The 18997-nt window shown below is 60.8% G+C and carries 16 protein-coding genes; 7 read left to right on the forward strand and 9 right to left on the reverse strand.

The window, feature by feature from the left end; genetic code table 11:
• Positions 1 to 6: 6 nt before the first annotated feature.
• From AC0ZWN_RS09340 to AC0ZWN_RS09375, 8 genes are read right to left on the reverse strand one after another with little or no spacing between them, the layout of a single operon-like run.
• Positions 7 to 1137 (reverse strand): glycosyltransferase family 4 protein, encoded by a 1131-nt coding sequence (locus AC0ZWN_RS09340; RefSeq protein ID WP_186620305.1) that lies wholly within the window; start codon positions 1135 to 1137, stop codon positions 7 to 9.
• Positions 1138 to 2268 (reverse strand): glycosyltransferase family 4 protein, encoded by a 1131-nt coding sequence (locus AC0ZWN_RS09345; protein ID WP_476334806.1) that lies wholly within the window; start codon positions 2266 to 2268, stop codon positions 1138 to 1140.
• Positions 2252 to 3619 (reverse strand): glycosyltransferase family 4 protein, encoded by a 1368-nt coding sequence (locus AC0ZWN_RS09350; RefSeq protein ID WP_476334807.1) that lies wholly within the window; start codon positions 3617 to 3619, stop codon positions 2252 to 2254. Before AC0ZWN_RS09350 ends, AC0ZWN_RS09345 begins: the two co-directional genes overlap by 17 nt.
• Entirely contained in the window at positions 3616 to 4869 is a 1254-nt protein-coding gene (locus AC0ZWN_RS09355; RefSeq protein WP_476334808.1) for an ABC transporter ATP-binding protein, read from the reverse strand. The genes AC0ZWN_RS09350 and AC0ZWN_RS09355 overlap by 4 nt, the downstream gene beginning before the upstream one ends.
• Positions 4869 to 5666: an ABC transporter permease gene (locus AC0ZWN_RS09360; protein ID WP_476334809.1), complete on the reverse strand. Its 798-nt coding sequence runs from the start codon at positions 5664 to 5666 to the stop codon at positions 4869 to 4871. The genes AC0ZWN_RS09355 and AC0ZWN_RS09360 overlap by 1 nt, the downstream gene beginning before the upstream one ends.
• On the reverse strand, positions 5667 to 7109 hold the full coding sequence (locus AC0ZWN_RS09365; RefSeq protein ID WP_476334811.1) for a mannose-1-phosphate guanylyltransferase/mannose-6-phosphate isomerase: 1443 nt from the start codon (positions 7107 to 7109) through the stop codon (positions 5667 to 5669). It lies immediately after the preceding gene.
• 3 nt (positions 7110 to 7112) lie between these two features.
• On the reverse strand, positions 7113 to 8084 hold the full coding sequence (gene gmd / locus AC0ZWN_RS09370; protein WP_093429566.1) for a GDP-mannose 4,6-dehydratase: 972 nt from the start codon (positions 8082 to 8084) through the stop codon (positions 7113 to 7115).
• Positions 8081 to 8995: a GDP-mannose 4,6-dehydratase gene (locus AC0ZWN_RS09375; protein ID WP_476334813.1), complete on the reverse strand. Its 915-nt coding sequence runs from the start codon at positions 8993 to 8995 to the stop codon at positions 8081 to 8083. Before AC0ZWN_RS09375 ends, gmd begins: the two co-directional genes overlap by 4 nt.
• Before the next feature lie 426 nt (positions 8996 to 9421).
• Between AC0ZWN_RS09375 and AC0ZWN_RS09380 the strand changes: the two genes are divergently transcribed.
• The 6 genes from AC0ZWN_RS09380 (at position 9422) to AC0ZWN_RS09405 (ending at position 17725) form a co-directional block, all read left to right on the forward strand.
• Positions 9422 to 10999, forward strand: a complete 1578-nt coding sequence (locus AC0ZWN_RS09380; RefSeq protein ID WP_476334815.1) for a glycosyltransferase — start codon at positions 9422 to 9424, stop codon at positions 10997 to 10999.
• Entirely contained in the window at positions 10993 to 12294 is a 1302-nt protein-coding gene (locus tag AC0ZWN_RS09385; RefSeq protein ID WP_476334817.1) for a glycosyltransferase, read from the forward strand. Before AC0ZWN_RS09380 ends, AC0ZWN_RS09385 begins: the two co-directional genes overlap by 7 nt.
• Positions 12291 to 13445 carry an acyltransferase family protein gene (locus tag AC0ZWN_RS09390; protein WP_476334819.1) on the forward strand — a complete coding sequence of 385 codons (1155 nt, stop codon included), beginning with the start codon at positions 12291 to 12293 and terminating at the stop codon, positions 13443 to 13445. The genes AC0ZWN_RS09385 and AC0ZWN_RS09390 overlap by 4 nt, the downstream gene beginning before the upstream one ends.
• Complete coding sequence (locus tag AC0ZWN_RS09395; protein ID WP_476334821.1) at positions 13439 to 14278, forward strand: class I SAM-dependent methyltransferase; 840 nt, start codon at positions 13439 to 13441, stop codon at positions 14276 to 14278. Before AC0ZWN_RS09390 ends, AC0ZWN_RS09395 begins: the two co-directional genes overlap by 7 nt.
• A 137-nt stretch (positions 14279 to 14415) precedes the next feature.
• Entirely contained in the window at positions 14416 to 15600 is a 1185-nt protein-coding gene (locus AC0ZWN_RS09400) for a DUF3142 domain-containing protein (RefSeq protein ID WP_476334823.1), read from the forward strand.
• Positions 15587 to 17725 carry a hypothetical protein gene (locus AC0ZWN_RS09405; RefSeq protein ID WP_476334824.1) on the forward strand — a complete coding sequence of 713 codons (2139 nt, stop codon included), beginning with the start codon at positions 15587 to 15589 and terminating at the stop codon, positions 17723 to 17725. Before AC0ZWN_RS09400 ends, AC0ZWN_RS09405 begins: the two co-directional genes overlap by 14 nt.
• On the opposite strand, the gene AC0ZWN_RS09410 is transcribed toward AC0ZWN_RS09405, so the two are convergent.
• Positions 17722 to 18351 (reverse strand): LysE family translocator, encoded by a 630-nt coding sequence (locus tag AC0ZWN_RS09410; protein ID WP_194935711.1) that lies wholly within the window; start codon positions 18349 to 18351, stop codon positions 17722 to 17724. The genes AC0ZWN_RS09405 and AC0ZWN_RS09410 overlap by 4 nt on opposite strands.
• Before the next feature lie 144 nt (positions 18352 to 18495).
• Here AC0ZWN_RS09410 and AC0ZWN_RS09415 point away from each other — a divergent pair, with 144 nt between their 5' ends.
• Positions 18496 to 18969 carry an Lrp/AsnC family transcriptional regulator gene (locus AC0ZWN_RS09415; RefSeq protein WP_095119717.1) on the forward strand — a complete coding sequence of 158 codons (474 nt, stop codon included), beginning with the start codon at positions 18496 to 18498 and terminating at the stop codon, positions 18967 to 18969.
• Positions 18970 to 18997: the final 28 nt, after the last annotated feature.

Raw genomic sequence — 18997 nt, forward strand, 5'->3', positions numbered from 1 at the left:
ATAGCATTAAGCGTAAGACAGGGATTTCTCTTCCAGCAATTCCTGATACAGCTCTGTCCACTTGCGGCCCATGTCATCGGCTGTGAATAACTGCCGGTAACGCGCTTCGGCTTTCACCCCCATCGTTGCGGCACGCACCGGGTCTTCCCACAGCGTGCGCATTGCCTCGCGAAACGCCTGCGGATGACTGGGCGGGACCACTAGCCCGGTTTCGTTGTGGATATTGATGTAGCTGGTGCCAGTGCCGATCTCGCTGGAAATCATCGGCTTGCCGTACATCGCACCTTCCAGCAGGGAGATGCCGAAAGCTTCCGAGCGCAGGTGCGAAGGGAAGACGATGGCGTAACTCAGTTGCAGCAGTGCGACTTTGTCTTCGTCACCCAGGCGCCCGAGGAAATGAATGTTGCGCAGGCCCAGCGCCCGAGCCTGAGCGTGCAGTTCCAGTTCCAGAGGCCCGGCGCCGACAATGACCACGGGATAGTCCACGTCTTTCAGGGCCTCAAGCAGGATGTGCAGGCCTTTGTAGTAACGCATCACGCCGACAAACAGAAAAAACTTGTCCCCAACCTGCTGGCGCCAGCGATTCATTCGTTCGGTATCAGGCTGTGGATAACCGGCCTTGTTCAAACCGTAGGGAATCACCCGGGTCTTGTCCTGGAACTGCTGCAGCACATCGCTGGTGTGCAGGTAGTTCGGTGAAGCGGCAACGATGCGGTCGGCGCTGGCGAGGAAGCGATTCATCAACGGGCGATAGAGTTTGAGCAGGTGCTTTTGGCGAATGATGTCCGAGTGGTACGTCACCACGCTCGGTTTATTCGTCGTGCTGGCGAAATGCACCAGGTCCATGAACGGCCACGGGAAGTGGTAGTTGACTACATCGGCCTCGGCCGCCATTTCGCGAAACTGTTTGAACACGCTCCAGGAAAAACCGGTGGAGGCGAATTGAATATCCAGTTTGGCGCGGTGCACTTCGTGCTGACCGAGTTGCACCACAGGTGGATTGGGGTCGGCGCTGAGCGTCAGCACCTGGCCGTCGATGCCGTGTTGGGCGCCGCTCTCGCACAGTTGGAAGATCACTTGCTCAATGCCGCCGACCGAGTCAGGCAGGTATGTCTTGAAAAAATGAAGAACCCGCATTCAACCTCCCATGGCCTGGCGGTAGGCACCGGCCGTGGCCTGTGCACAACGCTCCCAGGAAAAAAGCTGCGACTGCTGCAACCCGGCTTCTTGGCATGCCTGCCAATGCGCTTGATCGTCGATCAGTCGGCTCAGCGCGTCACGCAGGCCTTCTGCATCGTCAGCTTCAATATAGTTGCCCGCCGCGCCCGCGACTTCCGGCATCGCTGAAGAACGCGTGAGCACCACCGGTGTGCCGCTGGCCATGGCCTCCAGTACCGGCAGACCAAAACCTTCGTACAGCGACGGAAAAATCAACGCCCGGGCACCGGCCAACAGCTGCGCCACCTGTTCATCGGGCAGATAACCGAGCAGGCACACGTGCCCGCTGGCCAGTGCCTGACGCAAGGGTTCGCTGAACTGTTCGCGCTCCCAACCGGCCATACCGACGATCAACAGCGGAAAGCGCTGGCGCACAGCCTCCGGCAACAGGGCATGGGCACGCAGGGCCAGGCCAAGATTTTTGCGCGGCTCCAGCGTGCCCACACTCAGGAAATACTCCCGCGCCTCGACCGCGTGCGCCTTGAGCACCGCGTCAATGGTGCTCGCCTCGCGCGGATGAAAGCGCTCGGCGACGCCCAGTGGCGCCACCACAAAACGCTCGGCAGGCAGGCCGAAATAAGCTTGAGCTTCCTCAGCAATGGCTTGCGAGTCGGCGAGAATCACCTGCGCCTGTTGCACACCCTGAGCCAATCGACGCTCGATTTCCTTGAGCCGCGCCGGGGGCTGGGTCTCGGGGAAATGCAGGTGTGTCAGGTCGTGGAGGGTGATTACGGTCGGGCCGTCGAAGGCCAGCGGCCACAGACTCGGCTCGTGATAGAGGTCGATACCTTGCGCGCGCCCCTGATCGAAGCGTTTCTGCTCCAACCAGCGGCGCGCCTGATAGGCACCGGGGATTTGCCGCAGCAGTGGCGTCAGACGCGAGTAACCGGGCATGGCCGCTTCTGGCAGCGCCGAACTCCAGCCCCAGCCATGGAATAACGTCACATCCATATCAGTCTCGCTGCGCAAGGCGTTGACCAGTTCGGCGACGTAGTGGCCGATGCCGGTACGTGGCGCCTGGAGAATTCGTGCGTTAAGGGCAATGCGCATGCAGCCTCGCTGGCGCCGCCGGCGCTTGCAGAACGTTACGCACGCTGCGTTCGGCCAGTTGCAGACTGGCTTCGCGCCAGCCGATCCACTGCCAGTCCGCGACATCGCGTGCAGCGGGGAACTGGCCGCTGCGCTGGAATTGATTGATCAGGTCGGCAAGACTTTGCGGATCCTGCAGATCAAAGTACGCCATGAACTCGCCGCCGATTTCGCGGAACACCGCGATATCGCTGCCCATCGCGGGCAAGCCGCGCTGCATGGCTTCCACCAGGGGCAGACCAAAGCCTTCGACGAACGAGGGGAACACCAGCGCACTGGCGTGGGCGTAGGCGTGTTCAAGGCTGGTGTCACTGAGGTCGTTGAACATGAACAGACGCTGGTTCAGCTCGGGATGATTGCGCACCCGGGCGAGGAGGGTGTCGCATTTCCAGCCGACCCGCCCGGCGATGCACAGCCGGGCCGTCGAGCCTGTGGCCCAGGCACGCTCGAAGGCATCGAGCAGATACGCATGATTCTTGCGTGGCTCGATGGTACTGACCATCAGGTAAACCGGGTCTGTTGTGGCGAACAATTGTCTCAGGCGTGGATCAACCGTGGCCTGGTCGTTGTGCAGATCCAGTTCGGAACCCAAGTAAAAGAAATCGAACCAGCGTTTATTGGTCTGCTCGGCACCGATTCTGCGCTGCATCTCTTCATGCACTTGATCGCGCACCGTGGCGGAAATCGCCATGTAGCCATCCGCTGTGCGGGTGATCCAGTCGAACCATTCGCTGAAGACCTCGACCAGACGCGTATCGTAAAACTGTGGGTGAGTCAGCGGGATCAGGTCGTAGATCACCGCAATCATGCCGACGCCGTCGCGTTTCAGTCGCTCGACGTGGGCAAAAAAATCCGAGTGCCAGGATGAATCCAGCAGCACCAATTGATCGCCCGGCTGATGTTGCAGTGGTGAACAACGCTTGAGCAATTGCCTGCGGTTGATTCTTCGGATCAGGCGGATCGGCAGGCCGAATGCGCCGAAGATTGTGAGCCGGTATCCGACATACAAAATTCGTCGCGCCAGCTTCGAGGTGCATTGGGCGTCACGCCGCTGGTGCCATTGCCAGAAGCGATGGGCGAGGCGCTCCAGGCGTCCACCGAAGGTTTCCAGCGCGTTGAAAAAAGGCGTATCGAGCGATGCCAGTTGCAATACGCGATAGAGTTCGCCATTGAGCACCACCACCGGCATGCACTCCACACCTGCGGCGCTGGCGGGCAGTTGCTTGATGACGTTGCGCACCACCCGCTGAATACCCGAATTGATGGCCGGGTGTTTGAACACATGGGTGCATTCGACGAGCAAGCGGGTCATGGCAAGCGCTCGGCAGGCCGGGCTTCGGTGTCGCGCATGATAGTGGTCTTGGCGCCGAGCCATGAGCAGCCAACGAAATCTTCCTGACGGTTGTTGATCACGTGGAACACCAACCCGTAGTCGCGCCATTCGAAATTGCGATCGAGGTGCGAGTCCAGACGCGACAGGCTCAGCGACACGGAATAATTGCCTTTGCCCAAACCCATGATGAACGAGAAGCGGTAGGTAAAGCGCTCGCCGGCGTGCAGGTCGGTCAATGCCTTGTCGAGGCGATGGGTGTTGATGCCGTACATCATCTGGCCCAGGCGATCCTTGAGGATAAAGCCCAGCACCAGTCGTTCGATGTCCTTGCGTACTTCGACCTGAACTTCGAGCACCACCGGTTGGCCGACTTCGGCGGCGTCGATGCTGCGATCGTTTTCATCGAGCAGGCGCACGCCGAGAATCGCCGCTTCGCCGGTGCCTGATATCGTTTGCACTTCGCCGCCGGCGAGCATTTCCTGACGGACGATCTGGCCTTCGCGTTCGGCCATCAGCGCGTTGTAGTAGTCGAGCACCGGTTCCGGTTTGCCGTACATGGCCATGCGGCCGTCCTTGAGCAGGATGGCCGAGTCGCAGATCGACTGAATCGCCGAGCGGTCGTGGGACACGATCAGCAGCGTGGTGCCGGATTTGCGGAAACTGCGGATGCGTTCGAAGCTTTTGTGCTGGAAGTAGGCGTCGCCCACCGACAGTGCCTCGTCGACGATAAGAATGTCCGGGCGCCGGGCTGTGGCAACGCTGAACGCCAGGCGCATCTGCATGCCGCTGGAGTAAGTGCGTACCGGATGGTCGATGGCGTCGCCGATCTCGGCGAAATGCTCGATGTCGGGCATCAGTGCTTCGATTTCTTCGAGCTGCATGCCCAGCAACTGACCGGCCATGATTGCGTTCTGGCGACCGGTGAAATCCGGGTGGAACCCCATGCCCAGTTCCAGCAGCGCGGCCACGCGGCCTTGCAGTTCGATCTTGCCGGTGGTGGGTTGGGTGGTGCCGGTGATCATCTTCAGCAGGGTGCTTTTGCCCGCGCCGTTGGCGCCGACGATGCCCACCGCTTCACCGGGGGCGATTTCGAATTCGACGTCCTGCAGCACCCAGTGCTGGTGGTGGCGGATTGGCGAAAACGGAATCAGCCACTCAGCCAGTCGGCTCCAGCGGTTGGGATATTGTTTGTAGGCCTTGCTCAGGCCGGTGACGCGAATATGCCCCATCAGAGTTCATCCACCATTTCGCCAACGCGTTGGCGAAACAGCCGCAGACCGATCAGACAAAACAGCACGCCCGTAACGAAGATCGGCAGCAGCGAGTTCCAGACCGGCCACTGTCCGTAGAGAAACAGGTTCTGATAACTGCTGAACAGGTTGGTCAGCGGATTGAGTTGCAGCAGGCGCTGCACCCATTCCGGCAGGATCGTGATCGGGTAAACGATCGGCGTCAGCCAGAACCAGAATTGCAGGCAGATGCCGAAGAGCTGGCCGACATCGCGGAAGAACACGTTCAATACGCCGAGCACCATGCCTAACCCGGCGCAGAACATCATTTGCAGGGCGATCAATGGAATCAGCGCCAGCAGCGCCATGCCCGGCCAGCGCCCGGTGATCAGCAGAAAGCCGAGAAACAGACTGATGATGATCGCGAAATTGATCCCGGCATTGCACAGCACAATCACTGGCAGACAGATACGCGGGAAACTGATTTTCTTCAGCAGGTTGGCGTTTTCCAGAAACATGTTCTGGCTGCGCAGGGTGATTTCGGAAAACAGTCCCCACGCCAGCAACCCGGCGCAGAGGTAAACACTGTAGGCCATGCTGTCATCCACACCCGGCAAGCGGGCGCGCATGATGTGGGAAAAGATCACGGTGTAAACAATGATCATCGACAGCGGATTGAAAATCGGCCACAAGGCGCCGAACAGCGAATTGCGGTATCGCGCTTGAAACTCTCGCTGCACGCTGCCGAGGATGAAACCCCGGTAGCCATGCAACGAGCGATACAGGGAAAGCAGCATTTAAACCGTCCTGCCGTACTGGTCTTCGAAGCGGACGATGTCGTCCTCTCCCAGGTATTCGCCGCTTTGCACTTCGATGATCACCAGATCGATCACCCCAGGGTTTTCCAGACGATGCTTGTGGCCGGCGGCGATGAAGGTCGATTCGTTCTTGGCCACCAGCGTCGTGCCGGAGCCGTTGTTGGTGACCTTGGCCATGCCTTCGACCACCACCCAGTGTTCGTTGCGGTGATGGTGCATTTGCAGCGACAACTTGCCGCCAGGCTTGACCACGATGCGCTTGATCTTGAAGCGCGGACCTTCTTCGAGAACCGTGTAAGTACCCCACGGGCGGCTGACGGTACGATGCAACCGATAGGCTTCGTGGGATTTGTCCTTGAGTTGCTTGGCCACGCGGCGTACGTCTTGCGCACGGTCGGCGTGGGCCACCAGCACCGCGTCGGCGGTGTCGACCACGATCAGGTTATCCACACCCACCGTTGCTATCAGTCGGCCTTCGCTCTGCACGAAGTTGTTGTGGCTGTCGATGAAGATGGCTTCGCCGCTGGCGCGGTTGTTGTCGGCATCGGCCGGGATCAGTGCCGCGACGGCCCCCCACGAACCAATGTCGCTCCAGTCGAATCCGGCGGGAACAACGACGACTTTTTCCGAGCGCTCCATCAGCGCGTAGTCGATCGAGATGTCAGTGATTTCCGCGAACAGTGCCGGCGACAGTTCCTGTTGCAGGCAGCCGACGGTTTCAATCGGCGCGCTGACATCTATGCAGGCGCGGGTCTGCTCCAGCAACTCGGGCGCGTGCAATTGCAGTTCAGCAATCAAGGTCGCGGTGGTGAAGCAGAACATCCCCGAATTCCACAGGAAGTTGCCGCTCTCCAGATAATGCGTGGCAGTTTGCAGGTCGGGTTTCTCGACGAAGCGCTGCACTTTCGCCGCGCCTCTGGCGTCCAGCGGGGCACCGGTTTCGATGTAGCCGAAGCCGGTTTCCGGCGCCGTCGGGATTACGCCGAAGGTCACCAGATAACCGTCTTTGGCCAGATTGACCGCGTGCTCGACGGCCGTTTTCAGCGCGTCCTGATTGACGATCAAATGATCGGCGGGCATCACCACCATGATCGCGTCGTCACCGTGCAGTGCTTGCAGCGACAACGCGGCAGCAGCAATGGCCGGCGCCGTGTTGCGCCCGCTCGGCTCCAGCAGGAAATGCCCGCGATGACGCGAGACATGTGCGGCGCAATAATGATCCTTGCTCTGGAAGTAGTACTCGCGGTTGGTCACCGTGACGATATCACCCCAGCCGTCGAGCAACGCTGCCGCACGCCGGTAGGTCTTGCCCAGCAACGACTGGCCGTCGGGCAGGGTCATGAACGGCTTGGGATGGCCCTCGCGGGACACCGGCCACAAACGGGTGCCGGCACCGCCGGACAGAATCACGGGGATCAGCATGGCCTACTCCTTGGCGACGCGTTTCATGTCCGCATCCATCATCATGCGGATCAAGGTATCCAGGTCGGTTTTCGGCTTCCAGCCCAGCACGCGCTGAGCCTTGGCCGGATTGCCGAGCAGCACTTCGACTTCGGCGGGGCGGAAGAACGCCGGGTCGATCTTCACGTAATCGCGGTAGTTGAGGCCGACGTGATCGAAGGCGATGCGGCACATTTCCCGCACGGTGGTGGTGACACCAGTGGCCACCACGAAGTCGTCAGGTTTGTCCTGTTGCAGCATCAGCCACATGGCTTCGACGTAGTCGCCGGCAAACCCCCAATCGCGTTTCGCATCGATGTTGCCCAGGGCCAGCTCCTGCTGTTTGCCTTGCTTGATGCGTGCGGCGGCATCGGTGACCTTGCGGGTCACGAACTCGATGCCGCGCAGCGGCGATTCGTGGTTGAAGAGGATGCCGCTGTTGGCGTGCAGGTTGAAACTTTCGCGGTAGTTGACGGTAATCCAGTGACCGTAGAGTTTGGCCACCCCGTAAGGGCTGCGCGGGTAGAACGGTGTGTTTTCGTCCTGCTGCTCAGCCTGGATCAGGCCGAACATTTCACTGGTCGAGGCCTGATAGAAGCGGGTGTGCGGGCTGAATTGACGGATCGCTTCGAGCAGGTGGGTAACGCCCAGGCCATCGACGATGCCGGTGGTCACCGGTTGACTCCACGACGCGGCGACAAAGCTCTGCGCGGCGAGGTTATAGACCTCGTCCGGCGCTGATTGAATGACTGCTCGCTGTACCGAACAGGCATCGGCCATGTCACCGTCCAGATAGACGATGTCGGCTTCGACGCCCATTTCGCGCAGACGCCAGCGCGAGTCGCTGCTGCGTCGTGCGACGAGGCCGTGAACCTTGTAGCCCTTGTCGAGCAGCAACTTGGCCAGATACGCGCCGTCCTGGCCGGTGATCCCTGTGATGAGTGCACTTTTTGTCATTCTTGTCGTACTCGCGTCTCCCAGTCGGACAGGATCGTCCGCAGGGATTGTTGTGTGGTGATGGCTGGCGACCATCCGGTGGCTTTGGCCAGTTTTGCGTGGCTGCCGCAAACGCGACGCTGATCGGCGCGGCGCATGCGCGCGGGGTCTTGCACCAGTTGCATCTCCACTTCGGCCAGGTCGCCGAGTTGCTCGATCAGGCTGCGGATGCTTTGCTCACGACCCGAGCAGATGTTGTAGACCTGGCCGGGTGCGCCTTTTTCCAGCAGCGCGAGATAGGCCGAGATCACATCGCCGACATCGAGAAAATCCCGCGTCACGTCGATATCGCCGACTTCCAGCTGCGGGGCTTGCAGGCCCTGTTTGATGCGATTGATCTGGCGGGCGGCACTGGCGATGACGAAACTTTCTTTTTGCCCTGTGCCAATGTGGTTGAACGGCCGTGCGACGAGTACCGGCCAGCCCTCACTCAAACCCCATTGCAGGCTGAGAAACTCGGCCGAGAGTTTGCTCACCGCATACGGATTGCGCGGGCAGGGCGCTTGTCGTTCGGTGATCGGCAGATCGCTTTCGCTGACCTGGCCGTAAACGTCGCCGGAGCTGACGTACAGGAAGGTGCCCTGAAAACCACGGGCCTTAAGAGCCTGCAACAGATTGAGGGTGCCGAGCAGATTGATGTCGAAGGTACGTGCCGGGTCGCGGAAGGCTTCGGGGACGAAAGTCTGGCCGGCCAGATGAATGACCGCGTCAGGCATTTGCGGCCACTGGTCGACAAGGCTGTCCGGATCCGTCAGGTCGTAACGTGAAGCTGCAGGCAGCAGTTCCCACGCTGAGTCAGGCGAGGCCAAACATGACTGAATATGTTGTCCAACGAATCCACTGAGACCCGTGACGAACAGACGCTTTTTCAAACAGCGACCCCTTGGTCTTGAACTTGCGCCACTTTCTCACAGGCTTTAAGGAGAGGTCTGTCAGACCGTAGGAAAAACCGGGTGAAAGACAGGCGAAGTCAGTTGTTGTAGTTGTTTGTTACCAATCTGTGCCAATTACTCGGCAATTTCAACAGGCCAAACCGTGACCGGTCAGTTCTCGTTAGCGTAGTCCGATTTATTCCCGTCCGGCGGTTCCCGGATCGTTGATGGATGTGTTTAGAATGGCCCTCGTCGCTATTCCCAAGGTTCGCCGTGGGCGTAGCGCAACGGGGTGAAACTGACCACTAAAACAAAAACGAAGACGTTCCCGAGGATGATGGACAAGCAGCAGCGATGCCGACTTGAACCAGCGCCCGGTCGTCATAGCATGAGGTTGCCAGGACGGCAGCTTCATCGTGGGATGCCATGAATTTCATTCTTTACTCGGACGTCAACGACCGCTCCATCAGCCAGAGTCTCGGGCGTCCCGAATACAGTTATTACTTCGTGCTCAAGGCCTATCGCCCGGTGCTGGAAAGCCTTGGACGCGTGCACGTGGTTGCGTCCACCGCCGACGTCGATCCGCTGTACCGACAACTGCTCGCCGCTGGCGAAGACAGCTTGTTCCTGTCGTTCACTCCACCGCAGAAAACCCCGGTCGAACTCGAATGCCCGACGGTGTGTGTGGTGGCCTGGGAGTTCGACTCGATTCCTGACGAACAATGGGACAACGACCCGCGTCAGGACTGGACGCAGATGCTCGCTCGCCATGGGCGGGTTATCACCCTGTCGAGCCACACCGCCCGGGCCATTCGTCGTGCCATGGGCGAAGACTTCCCAGTGTTGGTATTGCCCACGCCGCTGTGGGAAAACTTCGCGGCGATCCGTCAGCAGGCACTGGGTGCGCCAGTCAATCCAGGCACCACGCTGACGATCAAGGGCTGTATTTTCGATACTCGCACCCTCGGCCTCTGCGCCGACGCACTGATCCCGAGGCCGATCACGCCTGAAGAGGAAGCCGCGCTGGCGGCCGAAATCGAAGCCGCGCGTCCGCCACCGCTGACCCTCAAACGCCGCTTCGTCATTGCCCGGCATTACCTGCGTCTATGGGCGCTGGATCTGGGACACGCGCAGGCAAAGCCGGTGCCACGGGTGAAGTTTCTCTATCACTGGTATTGGGAAGGTATTCGCGATCTGGTGCCTGACACGATGCACGGCTGGCTCGAACAGCGCCTGCCGGCTGTGTGTGGGCCGCTGCCGGTGCCCGTAGTCGAACCAGTGACGCTGGACTTGCCGGACACCACATCGGTGGCCGAAACCACAGTCGACGGCGTGGTTTATGTCACCGTGTTCAATCCCAAGGATGGCCGCAAGAACTGGCACCAACTGATCACCGCGTTCTGTTGGGCGTTTCGCGAAACGTCCGACGCGACGCTTGTGTTGAAGATTACCCAGAACGATCTGGCGTCCTACTACAGCGAGTTGATGACATTGCTTGCGCAACTCACGCCGTTCGCCTGCCGGGTGGTGGTGATGCACGGTTACCTCGACGACGCGCAGTACGCCAGGCTGTATCAGGCCGCGAGTTTCTACGTGAACGCGTCGCGCTGTGAAGGCCTGTGCCTGCCGCTCATGGAGTTCATGTCCAGCGGCACACCGGTGATCGCCCCCGATCACACGGCGATGGAAGACTACATCGATGACGCGGTGGCATTCGTGATCAAGTCCAGCGAAGAGCTGACGATCTGGCCGCAGGACACCCGCATCATCTACCGCACATTGCGTTATCGCCCGGACTGGGGCTCGCTGAAAAACGCCTACGAACACAGCTATCGGATGGCCAGGACCCAGCCTCAGGACTATCAGCGGATGTCCATGGCCGCCATCGAACGCATGCACGATTACTGCGCGTTCGCCCCGGTGCAAAAACGCATGGCGGACTTTTTCGCGCTGGCACCCAGGACTGCCGATGCCGCGCCCGTGACGGATAGCGCCTCATGCTGATCATCATTCACTCGGAAACCAACCAGCACACCATCGCGCAGAACCTCGGGCGTTCGGAGTACAGCTATTACTTTGTGCTCAAGGAATACCGTCCGGTACTCGAACGACTCGGGCGGGTGGTGGAAGTGCTCGATCCGCAGGTTGAGGTCGATGCGCTGTACCTGGAGTGCCTGAGCCGGGGCGAGCCGTGTGTGTTTCTGTCGTTCTCGCCGCCACATCGCACCCCGGTACACCTGGCGTGTCCGACATTGCCGGTGTTTGCGTGGGAATTCAGCACCATCCCCAACGAGCCGTTTGCCGCTGAGTCGCGCAACGATTGGCGCACGGTGTTGGCTGCCTGTGGCGCGGCGATCACTCATTCGAGTTACACGGTGAACGCCGTGCGCGAAGCGATGACGGATGACTACCCGATCGTTGCGGTGCCGGCGCCGGTGTGGGATCGCTTTGCAGCGCGTGGCGCGCAGTTGCATGGGGCACCGCGGGAAGAGCCGTTGCGCCTGACAATCAAAGGCGTGGTAGCAGACAGTCGCACGCTCGATCTGAATGCGTTCGGCCCGGCCCATTTGCGCAGTGGCCCCGGCATCGATTTCACCGCGCCGGTCGCCGAGCAGGAGCTATTGCTCGACGGCGTTGTGTACACCTCGGTGTTCAACCCCGGCGACGGGCGCAAGAACTGGGAAGACATGCTCAGCGCTTTCTGTGTGAGTTTTCGCGACGTCGAAGATGCCACGCTGGTGCTGAAACTGACCCACCACGATGCCGAAGAAGCCCTCAGCGACATCCTCCATCACCTGTACAAAAACCAGTCCTACCGCTGCCGCATCGTGTTGATCTATGGCTACCTTGCCGATCCGGATTATGAGCGGTTGGTGCAGGCCACCCGTTACGTGGTTAACACTTCGTATGGCGAAGGTCAGTGCTTGCCGCTGATGGAGTTCATGTCCTGCGGCAAACCGGCGGTGGCGCCGCGCACCACGGCCATGATCGATTACCTGAGCGCCGACAATGCCTTTCTGATCGAGTCCACCGACGAACTGACCGCCTGGCCGCACGACCCGCGTCGGGCCTTTCGCACCTTGCGTTATGTGACCAACTGGGCGTCGTTGTGTGCAGCCTACAAAGCCAGTTACGACGTGGCGAAAAACCATCCGGCGCGTTACGCACAGATGTCGGCACACGCCGTCAGCAGCCTGCAAGGTTTCTGCAGTCAGGCCGTGGCTGAACAGCGTCTGCAGGTATTCCTCGCACAGTTGTTCGAACAGCGCTGCATGGCCATGGAAACTCCCCAAGCATGAGCAGCAAACGGATCATGGACATTGAAGTCCTGCGCGCCATTGCCGTGCTGGGCGTGCTGTTCCACCACCTGCAGGGCAGCCTGTTCACCGACCCGGTGCCGTTGCTGGAGAAGATTCATGGCTGGGCGCAGCCATGGTGGGGCGTCGATCTGTTCTTCGCGATTTCCGGTTTTGTCATCGCCCGTAGCCTGATTCCGACGCTGCAAGGCTGTACGACTCGCCGGGAATATTGGCAGCAAACGCGCAATTTCTGGCTGCGCCGGGCGTTTCGCCTGTTGCCGTCGGCCTGGTTGTGGCTGGCGCTGATGTTGCTGGCCTGCGTGTTTCTCAATCGTTCCGGCGCGTTCGGGACGTTGTCCGCGAACCTGCAAGCGACGCTGGCCGGGGTGCTGCAGTACGCGAACTTTCGTTTTGCCGACAGTTTCTTTCACTATGAGTACGGCAGCAGTTTTGTCTACTGGAGCCTGGCGCTGGAGGAACAGTTCTATCTGCTGTTCCCGCTGTTGATTGTGCTGTTTCGCCAGCGTCTGGTCTGGGCATTGCTGGCGCTGGTGGCGGTGCAGATTCTGAGCGTGCGCACGCCGTTGCTGATGGTCGTGCGTACCGACGCGCTGGCCCTCGGCGTGCTGTTGGCGATGTGGAGCGCGCAGCCGAGTTATCAACGCTGGCAGCCGACCTTCCTGCGTCGACCGTGGGCCGGAATTTCGGCGTTGATCGCCATCGGATCACTGTTGAGCTTCATGGCCACCGACCGTTTCACCTTTGCCCCTTACCGCATCGGATCGATTGCCGTACTCGGCGCCTTGCTGGTGTGGATCGCTTCGTACAACCGCGACTACCTGATGCCTGTCGGTGCTGTGCAGCGTGTGCTGGCGTGGGTCGGCAGTCGCTCCTACGGTATGTACCTGATCCACATTCCGGCCTATCAACTGGTGCGTGAACTGATCTTCCGTTTGCAGAACGCCGGTTTGCCCAGCCCTGCCGGGCATCCGATCGTCACCCTGTTGCTAGCGTTCGGCCTGATCGTGCTGCTCAGTGAACTGAATTATCGCCTTGTCGAAATGCCGATGCGCAACCGTGGCGCTGCGCTGGTCAAACGCCTCGGCACGTCCCGAACCGCCATCCCATCCTCTGGAGCCACCTCATGCTGAGCCTTTTGAAGAAACTCACGGCGGGCACGCCTGCTCCGGCCGCCGCGCAGCCTGTCGCGGCGGTCGCCGAGAAGACCGATCCGTACATGCTCGGTCTGCACGATGCGATGCTCAGTGGCTGGTTCAACCAGGAAACCGGCGAGCTGTTCAAAGACTTTCCGGTGACCGCCGATGACACCCTGCTCGACGTCGGCTGCGGTGATGGCGGCAACGTGCATTTCTGCGGCATGCGTGGGGCGAAGATCATCATTGCCGACATTGACGGAGCGAAGGTCGAAGCGACCCGTCAGCGTCTCAGCGATACCCCGGCGCGGGGCATCGAATGCCACGTCACCGACTGCAATCCGCTGCCGATTGCCGACGGCACGGCAACGCGCGTGGTCTCCACCGAAGTCATCGAGCACGTCGATGATCCGGCGCAGTTCCTCGCCGAACTGGTGCGTGTCGGCAAACCGGGTGCCTTGTACTTGCTGAGCGTGCCGCACCCCAGCTCCGAAGACCTGCAGAAAGATATCGCTGCGGCCGAGTATTTCCAGAAGCCCAATCACATTCGCATCATCAGCGAAGAGCAGTTCAAGGCGCTGGTCAGCGAGGCCGGGCTGGAGATCGTCAGCCACAGCCAGTACGGTTTTTACTGGTCGATGTGGATGCTGCTGTTCTGGGAAGCCAAGGTCGATTTCAGCAACCCGGATCATCCGCTGCTCAATCACTGGGCCGACACCTGGCAAGCCGTGCTGGACTCGCCGCGTGGTGCGCAGATCAAACAGGCGCTGGACGCGGTGGTTGCGAAGAGCCAAGTCATCATTGCCCGCAAACCCGCCGCACCCGTGTAGGAGCTGCGGCACGCTGCGATCTTTTGATTTTGATCCTGAAAAACAAGATCAAAAGATCGCAGCCTCGTTTTACTCGACAGCTCCTACAGGGGTTTTGTGTAACCTTGCAGCCTTGTGGTGTCAGGGGGCTGGAAGGTATGCGGTTTATTGTGGGTCTGTTTTTGGGCATCGTTATCGCGGGTTGCGAGCAACACGACGTGCGCCCTCTCGACCAACAACTCTACATCTGGCAACGCCAATGGACGCCGGCCCACGAGGCGGCGCTGCGTGACAGTCGCCAGGATTTCTCGACGTTACGCGTCCTCGCACTGCAAGCCTTTCCCAATGCCGGATGGAGCCGCGCGCGGATCGATGCGCAATTATTGAAAGCCGATGGCCGTCCATTGATAGCCGTGATTCGTCTCGACGGCCAGCTCAAGTCGCTGGATCAGGATCAGGTCACCGCGCAGATTCTGCAGGTGCTTGCCGATTGGCAGGCGCAAGGTCTGACGCCGAGCGGTGTCGAGATCGATCACGACGCGGGTAATGCGCGGTTGCCGGCGTACGCGCAATTCCTCCAGCATCTGCGTGCGGCATTGCCGAGTTCACTAGCGCTGAGCATCACGGCACTACCGGCCTGGCTCGGCAGTGTGCAATTGCCCGAACTTCTGCAAACCGTCGACAGCAGCGTGCTGCAAGTGCATGCCGTCAGCGATCCACGCCGGGGTTTGTTCGATCCTGATCAGGCGTTGAAGTGGGCCAAGGCCTGGGCACGGATTACCGACAAACCTTTTTATCTCGCGCTGCCGGCTTACGGTGTCGCGCTGTTGCCGGATGACGGCGGGGCGCCGGTGGTGGAAAGCGAAGTGCAACTTGAGCGAGCCGGGCAACGCCGGGAACTGCTGGCTGATCCGCTGCAGCTGAGCCAGCTCGGTCAGGCATTGCGCGCAGACCCGCCCGCGCATCTGACCGGGCTGATCTGGTTTCGCTTGCCGCTGGCCAATGACCGCCGCGCCTGGAGTCTAACCACCCTGCGTGCGGTGGCCCGGGGGGATCAACTCAGCAGTCGGCTCGGCGTGACGTTGAGCGAACACGACGGTCTCTACGACATCAGACTCGAAAACCCCGGTAACCTCGACAGTGCCTGGCCTGCGCAAATCACCTTGAAGGCGCAAAGCTGTGAAGGCGCCGATGCGCTCGCCGGTTACTCGTTGCAACAAGCCCCGGATCTGCTTACCTTCACCCGCCTGCGCGACGGCCGTTTGCCGGCGGGCGGGCAGCGCGCCATCGGTTGGGCGCGTTGCGCCAATATTGATCAAGGAGGTTCGCATGTTGACCCGTAACTGGCCCCGCCATCTGCTCTGCCTGAGCCTCTGCCTGCCGCTGGGTTCGGCGCTGGCCTGCGGACCGGATTTCCCCATGCGCCTGCTCGACAATCGCGGGCAAACCCTGGCGGATCTGCCTGAGGGCAACTTCAACTTCGAACTCAGTCGCCTCGGTAAAGCCATCGCCGGGCTGAAGAATGTCACCGCGGCAACGCACAATCCGAACGATATGTACGGCGAGGAAAACGCGGCCGCCGAGGCACGGGAGAAGGCCGAACAGGCCGGACTGAGCGCCGAGCAGCAAGCGTTGGTCAAACAACTGCGTGGCCTGACCGATGCCCATCAGGTCGAGGCGCAGGGCGCCAGTCTGCCGGCGGAAATCCGTTTGTACGTGGCCGGTGCGGTGGCGTTTGCCACAGGCGATCATCAACTCGCCGTCGAGTATTTCAACAAGCTGCTGGCGCTGCCGGCAGATCAGCGTCCGTTGCGCAGCACGTGGGCGGCGTATTCGCTGGGCCGTACCTGGTTTGCGATGAGCAGCGAAGGCGGGGATGCGGTCGAGGCGCTGGAACAATCGCGTGATGCGTTCCGCCAGGCCCGGCAACTGAGCATCGACGGTTTCAGCGATCCGCTGGAGTTGGGTGTTGCCAGCCTCGGTGAAGAGGCGCGGGTGTTGCGCTCGGCAGGCGACTGGAGCGGCGCCATCGAATTGTATGAAGCACAGAATCTGCACGGTTCGGCCGTGGGTTACACCTCGCTCAAGCAATTGATGAATGAACTGGCGGAGTTGCCCGAGACCGAACTGGCCGAGCTGCTGCAACACAAAGCCGTGCAGCTACTGGTCACGGCATCGCTGGTCAGCCGCCAAGGCTGGTCGTTTGGCGATGAGCCGCCGAACGAGAAGAAACTGGTCAAGCTGCTGCAAAACAGCACCCGTGGCAGCCTCGACAACGCTGATCGTCTGGCGGCAATGAGTTATCAACAGGGTGATTACGCTGGGGCCAAGGCTTTTCTCGAGAACGCCGGCGACGGCGGATTGGCGTGGTGGCTACGGGCGAAACTGGCGGTGCGTGACGGCGATAAAAATGCCGCAGCCGCCGCCTATTCCAAAGCCGCGCAGGCCTTCCCGCAGAGCGAAGACTGGGGTTACCGGCGCACCCCGGACTGGGCGTATGAAGCCGTTCAGCCGAAGTGCCGGGTCGAGGGCGAAAGCGCGATTCTCGCCTTGCAGCGCGGCGAATACCTGCAAGCCTTCGTGCAGTTGTATCGCAGCAACAGCACCTATTGGTTCGACGCTGCGACCGTGGCCGAACGCGTGCTGACGGTCGAGGAATTGAAAAAATACGTCGACGACAACGTCCCGGCGCCGCCGGCGTTGACCCAGCAGGAGCGTGACAACTACGTGCCGCTGCCGGTCGCCGCCAGCCTGCGCAATCTGCTTGGTCGACGCTTGTTGCGCGAAGGGCATTACGCCGACGCGGTGGCTTATTTCGACAATCCCGACCTGCAAAACAAGGCCCGACTCTACGGCGAACAACGGCTGAAGGCCGATGCCGCGTGGTGGCCGACCAAACGCGCCAGCGCCTTGTACAACGCGGCGTGGACAGCCCGCGAGTGGGGCATGGATATTCTCGGTTACGAGATGGCGCCGGATTACGCCACGTTCGGTGGCAACTACAGTCTGGAAAGTACCGAGCTGAAAGTCGGTCCGCTGGTGAGCGAAGCCGAAGTGCAACGTCAGGTCGCCAGCGAAGCGAAACCGGATCAGCGCTATCACTACCGTTTCGTCGCCACCGCGCTGGCCGGGCGCGCCGCTGACAACCTGCCGCACACCAGTCAGGCGTTTGCCGCAGTGCTGTGCAACGCCGCTGGCTGGAACAGCAGCCTGGAAGATCAGAGCGCGCTGTATCAGCGTTACATCAAGGAAGGTCCATTTGTCCCGTGGGCGGTGGATTTCGGCAATCAGTGCCCGTACCCGGATTTCGAAAACGCCGACAAGCGTTACGTCACCCAGGTCACGGATGCCGTGCGTTCATCGCTGCGGCCGTACAAGTGGCCGGTGCAGATCGGCGCGGTTGTGCTGGTCGCGGGTGCTGCGTTGCTGTTGATCAGTCGTCGCCAGCGCAAGGCCCGCAAAGGCTAAGCCTGCTGGACGAACGTCAGGCGCACGGCGAAACCGATCAGCAGGCTGCCGAACAGCCATTGTTGTACGCGTTGGGCCGTTGGACTGTGTTGCAGCCAACGACCCAGCGCGGCGCCGGTGAGGGCGTAGGCGCTGTCGAACAGCAGGCCGACACCGACCAGCAGCATGCCCAGCACGGCGAACTGGCTTAGCACCGCCACGCCGTCATTGACGATGAACTGCGGCAGCAACACCGAGCAGAACAGCAGCGCTTTGGGATTGAGCAGGTTGGTCAGCAAACCGCGTCGGACGGCTTCGCGCCATTGCCCGTGCGCGTCGACAGCTTCACCGGTATTCAGGTTCGGCAGCAGGGTGCTGCGCAGGCATTGAATGCCGATCCACAGCAGATACGCTGCCCCCGCCAATCGCACCACCTCGAATGTCCACGGCGCCGCTTTGAACAGCGCCGCCAGCCCCAACGCCGCCAGGGCCACGTGACAACCACGGGCGATGCCCAGACCGACAGCGGTGGCCAGCGCCGCGCCGCGTCCCTGCCGAGCGCCGGTTTGCAGCAGCAGGATCATGTCCGGGCCGGGCAACAGATAGACCACCGCCAATGCCAGGAAGAACAGCCAGAGACTCGCCATGTTGCAGCCCTTTCGTTGTCGATTCGGTGCGCCAAGTCTAGGCCCGAAAGGTGAGGCAGGTGCTTGCGTAGTCCGCTTCAAAAGCCTGCTGCTTTGGCATAATCTGCTGGTTTTCACCGCCCCGACTATCAGGATCTGCCAACCATGAAACTCGACGCCTTCGACCGCAAGATTCTCGCGGCGCTGCAACGCAACGGACGCCTGAGCAATGTCGAGCTGGCGGACGAAATCGGCTTGTCGGCCTCACCGTGTCTGCGCCGGGTGCGGATGCTCGAGGAGGCCGGGGTGATTCGCGGTTATCAGGCCAATCTCGATCGCGATGAAGTCGGGCTGGGACTGACGGTGTTTGTCGGGGTCAAGGTCGAGCGCCACAACGATGCACAGGCTGAGGCGTTTTACACCGCAGTGACGGCATTGCCGGAGGTGATTTCAGCATTTCTGGTGTCTGGGGAATCGGACTTTTTGCTGCAAGTGGTGGTGCCGGATTTGCGTGCGTATGACCGTTTTCTCAGCGGCTGCCTGTTGAAACTGCCGGGGGTGAGTGACATCCGCAGCAACTTTGCGATTCACACGGTGAAGACGCCGGGGGCGTTGCCGCTGGGGCATCTTCCGGCTTGAGACCGAGTTGTCCCCAATCGCGAGCAGG

The organism is Pseudomonas sp. 3B-A001-10F, assembly GCF_056313565.1.

Excerpts from the sequence above, each read along its gene's own strand:
- AC0ZWN_RS09340 (WP_186620305.1), bottom strand. The coding sequence starts at position 1,137 with ATGCGGGTTCTTCATTTTTTCAAGACATACCTGCCTGACTCGGTCGGC.
- AC0ZWN_RS09345 (WP_476334806.1), bottom strand. The coding sequence starts at position 2,268 with ATGCGCATTGCCCTTAACGCACGAATTCTCCAGGCGCCACGTACCGGC.
- AC0ZWN_RS09350 (WP_476334807.1), bottom strand. The coding sequence starts at position 3,619 with ATGACCCGCTTGCTCGTCGAATGCACCCATGTGTTCAAACACCCGGCC.
- AC0ZWN_RS09355 (WP_476334808.1), bottom strand. The coding sequence starts at position 4,869 with ATGGGGCATATTCGCGTCACCGGCCTGAGCAAGGCCTACAAACAATAT.
- AC0ZWN_RS09360 (WP_476334809.1), bottom strand. The coding sequence starts at position 5,666 with ATGCTGCTTTCCCTGTATCGCTCGTTGCATGGCTACCGGGGTTTCATC.
- AC0ZWN_RS09365 (WP_476334811.1), bottom strand. The coding sequence starts at position 7,109 with ATGCTGATCCCCGTGATTCTGTCCGGCGGTGCCGGCACCCGTTTGTGG.
- gmd (WP_093429566.1), bottom strand. The coding sequence starts at position 8,084 with ATGACAAAAAGTGCACTCATCACAGGGATCACCGGCCAGGACGGCGCG.
- AC0ZWN_RS09380 (WP_476334815.1), top strand. The coding sequence starts at position 9,422 with ATGAATTTCATTCTTTACTCGGACGTCAACGACCGCTCCATCAGCCAG.
- AC0ZWN_RS09385 (WP_476334817.1), top strand. The coding sequence starts at position 10,993 with ATGCTGATCATCATTCACTCGGAAACCAACCAGCACACCATCGCGCAG.
- AC0ZWN_RS09390 (WP_476334819.1), top strand. The coding sequence starts at position 12,291 with ATGAGCAGCAAACGGATCATGGACATTGAAGTCCTGCGCGCCATTGCC.
- AC0ZWN_RS09395 (WP_476334821.1), top strand. The coding sequence starts at position 13,439 with ATGCTGAGCCTTTTGAAGAAACTCACGGCGGGCACGCCTGCTCCGGCC.
- AC0ZWN_RS09400 (WP_476334823.1), top strand. The coding sequence starts at position 14,416 with ATGCGGTTTATTGTGGGTCTGTTTTTGGGCATCGTTATCGCGGGTTGC.
- AC0ZWN_RS09405 (WP_476334824.1), top strand. The coding sequence starts at position 15,587 with ATGTTGACCCGTAACTGGCCCCGCCATCTGCTCTGCCTGAGCCTCTGC.
- AC0ZWN_RS09410 (WP_194935711.1), bottom strand. The coding sequence starts at position 18,351 with ATGGCGAGTCTCTGGCTGTTCTTCCTGGCATTGGCGGTGGTCTATCTG.
- AC0ZWN_RS09415 (WP_095119717.1), top strand. The coding sequence starts at position 18,496 with ATGAAACTCGACGCCTTCGACCGCAAGATTCTCGCGGCGCTGCAACGC.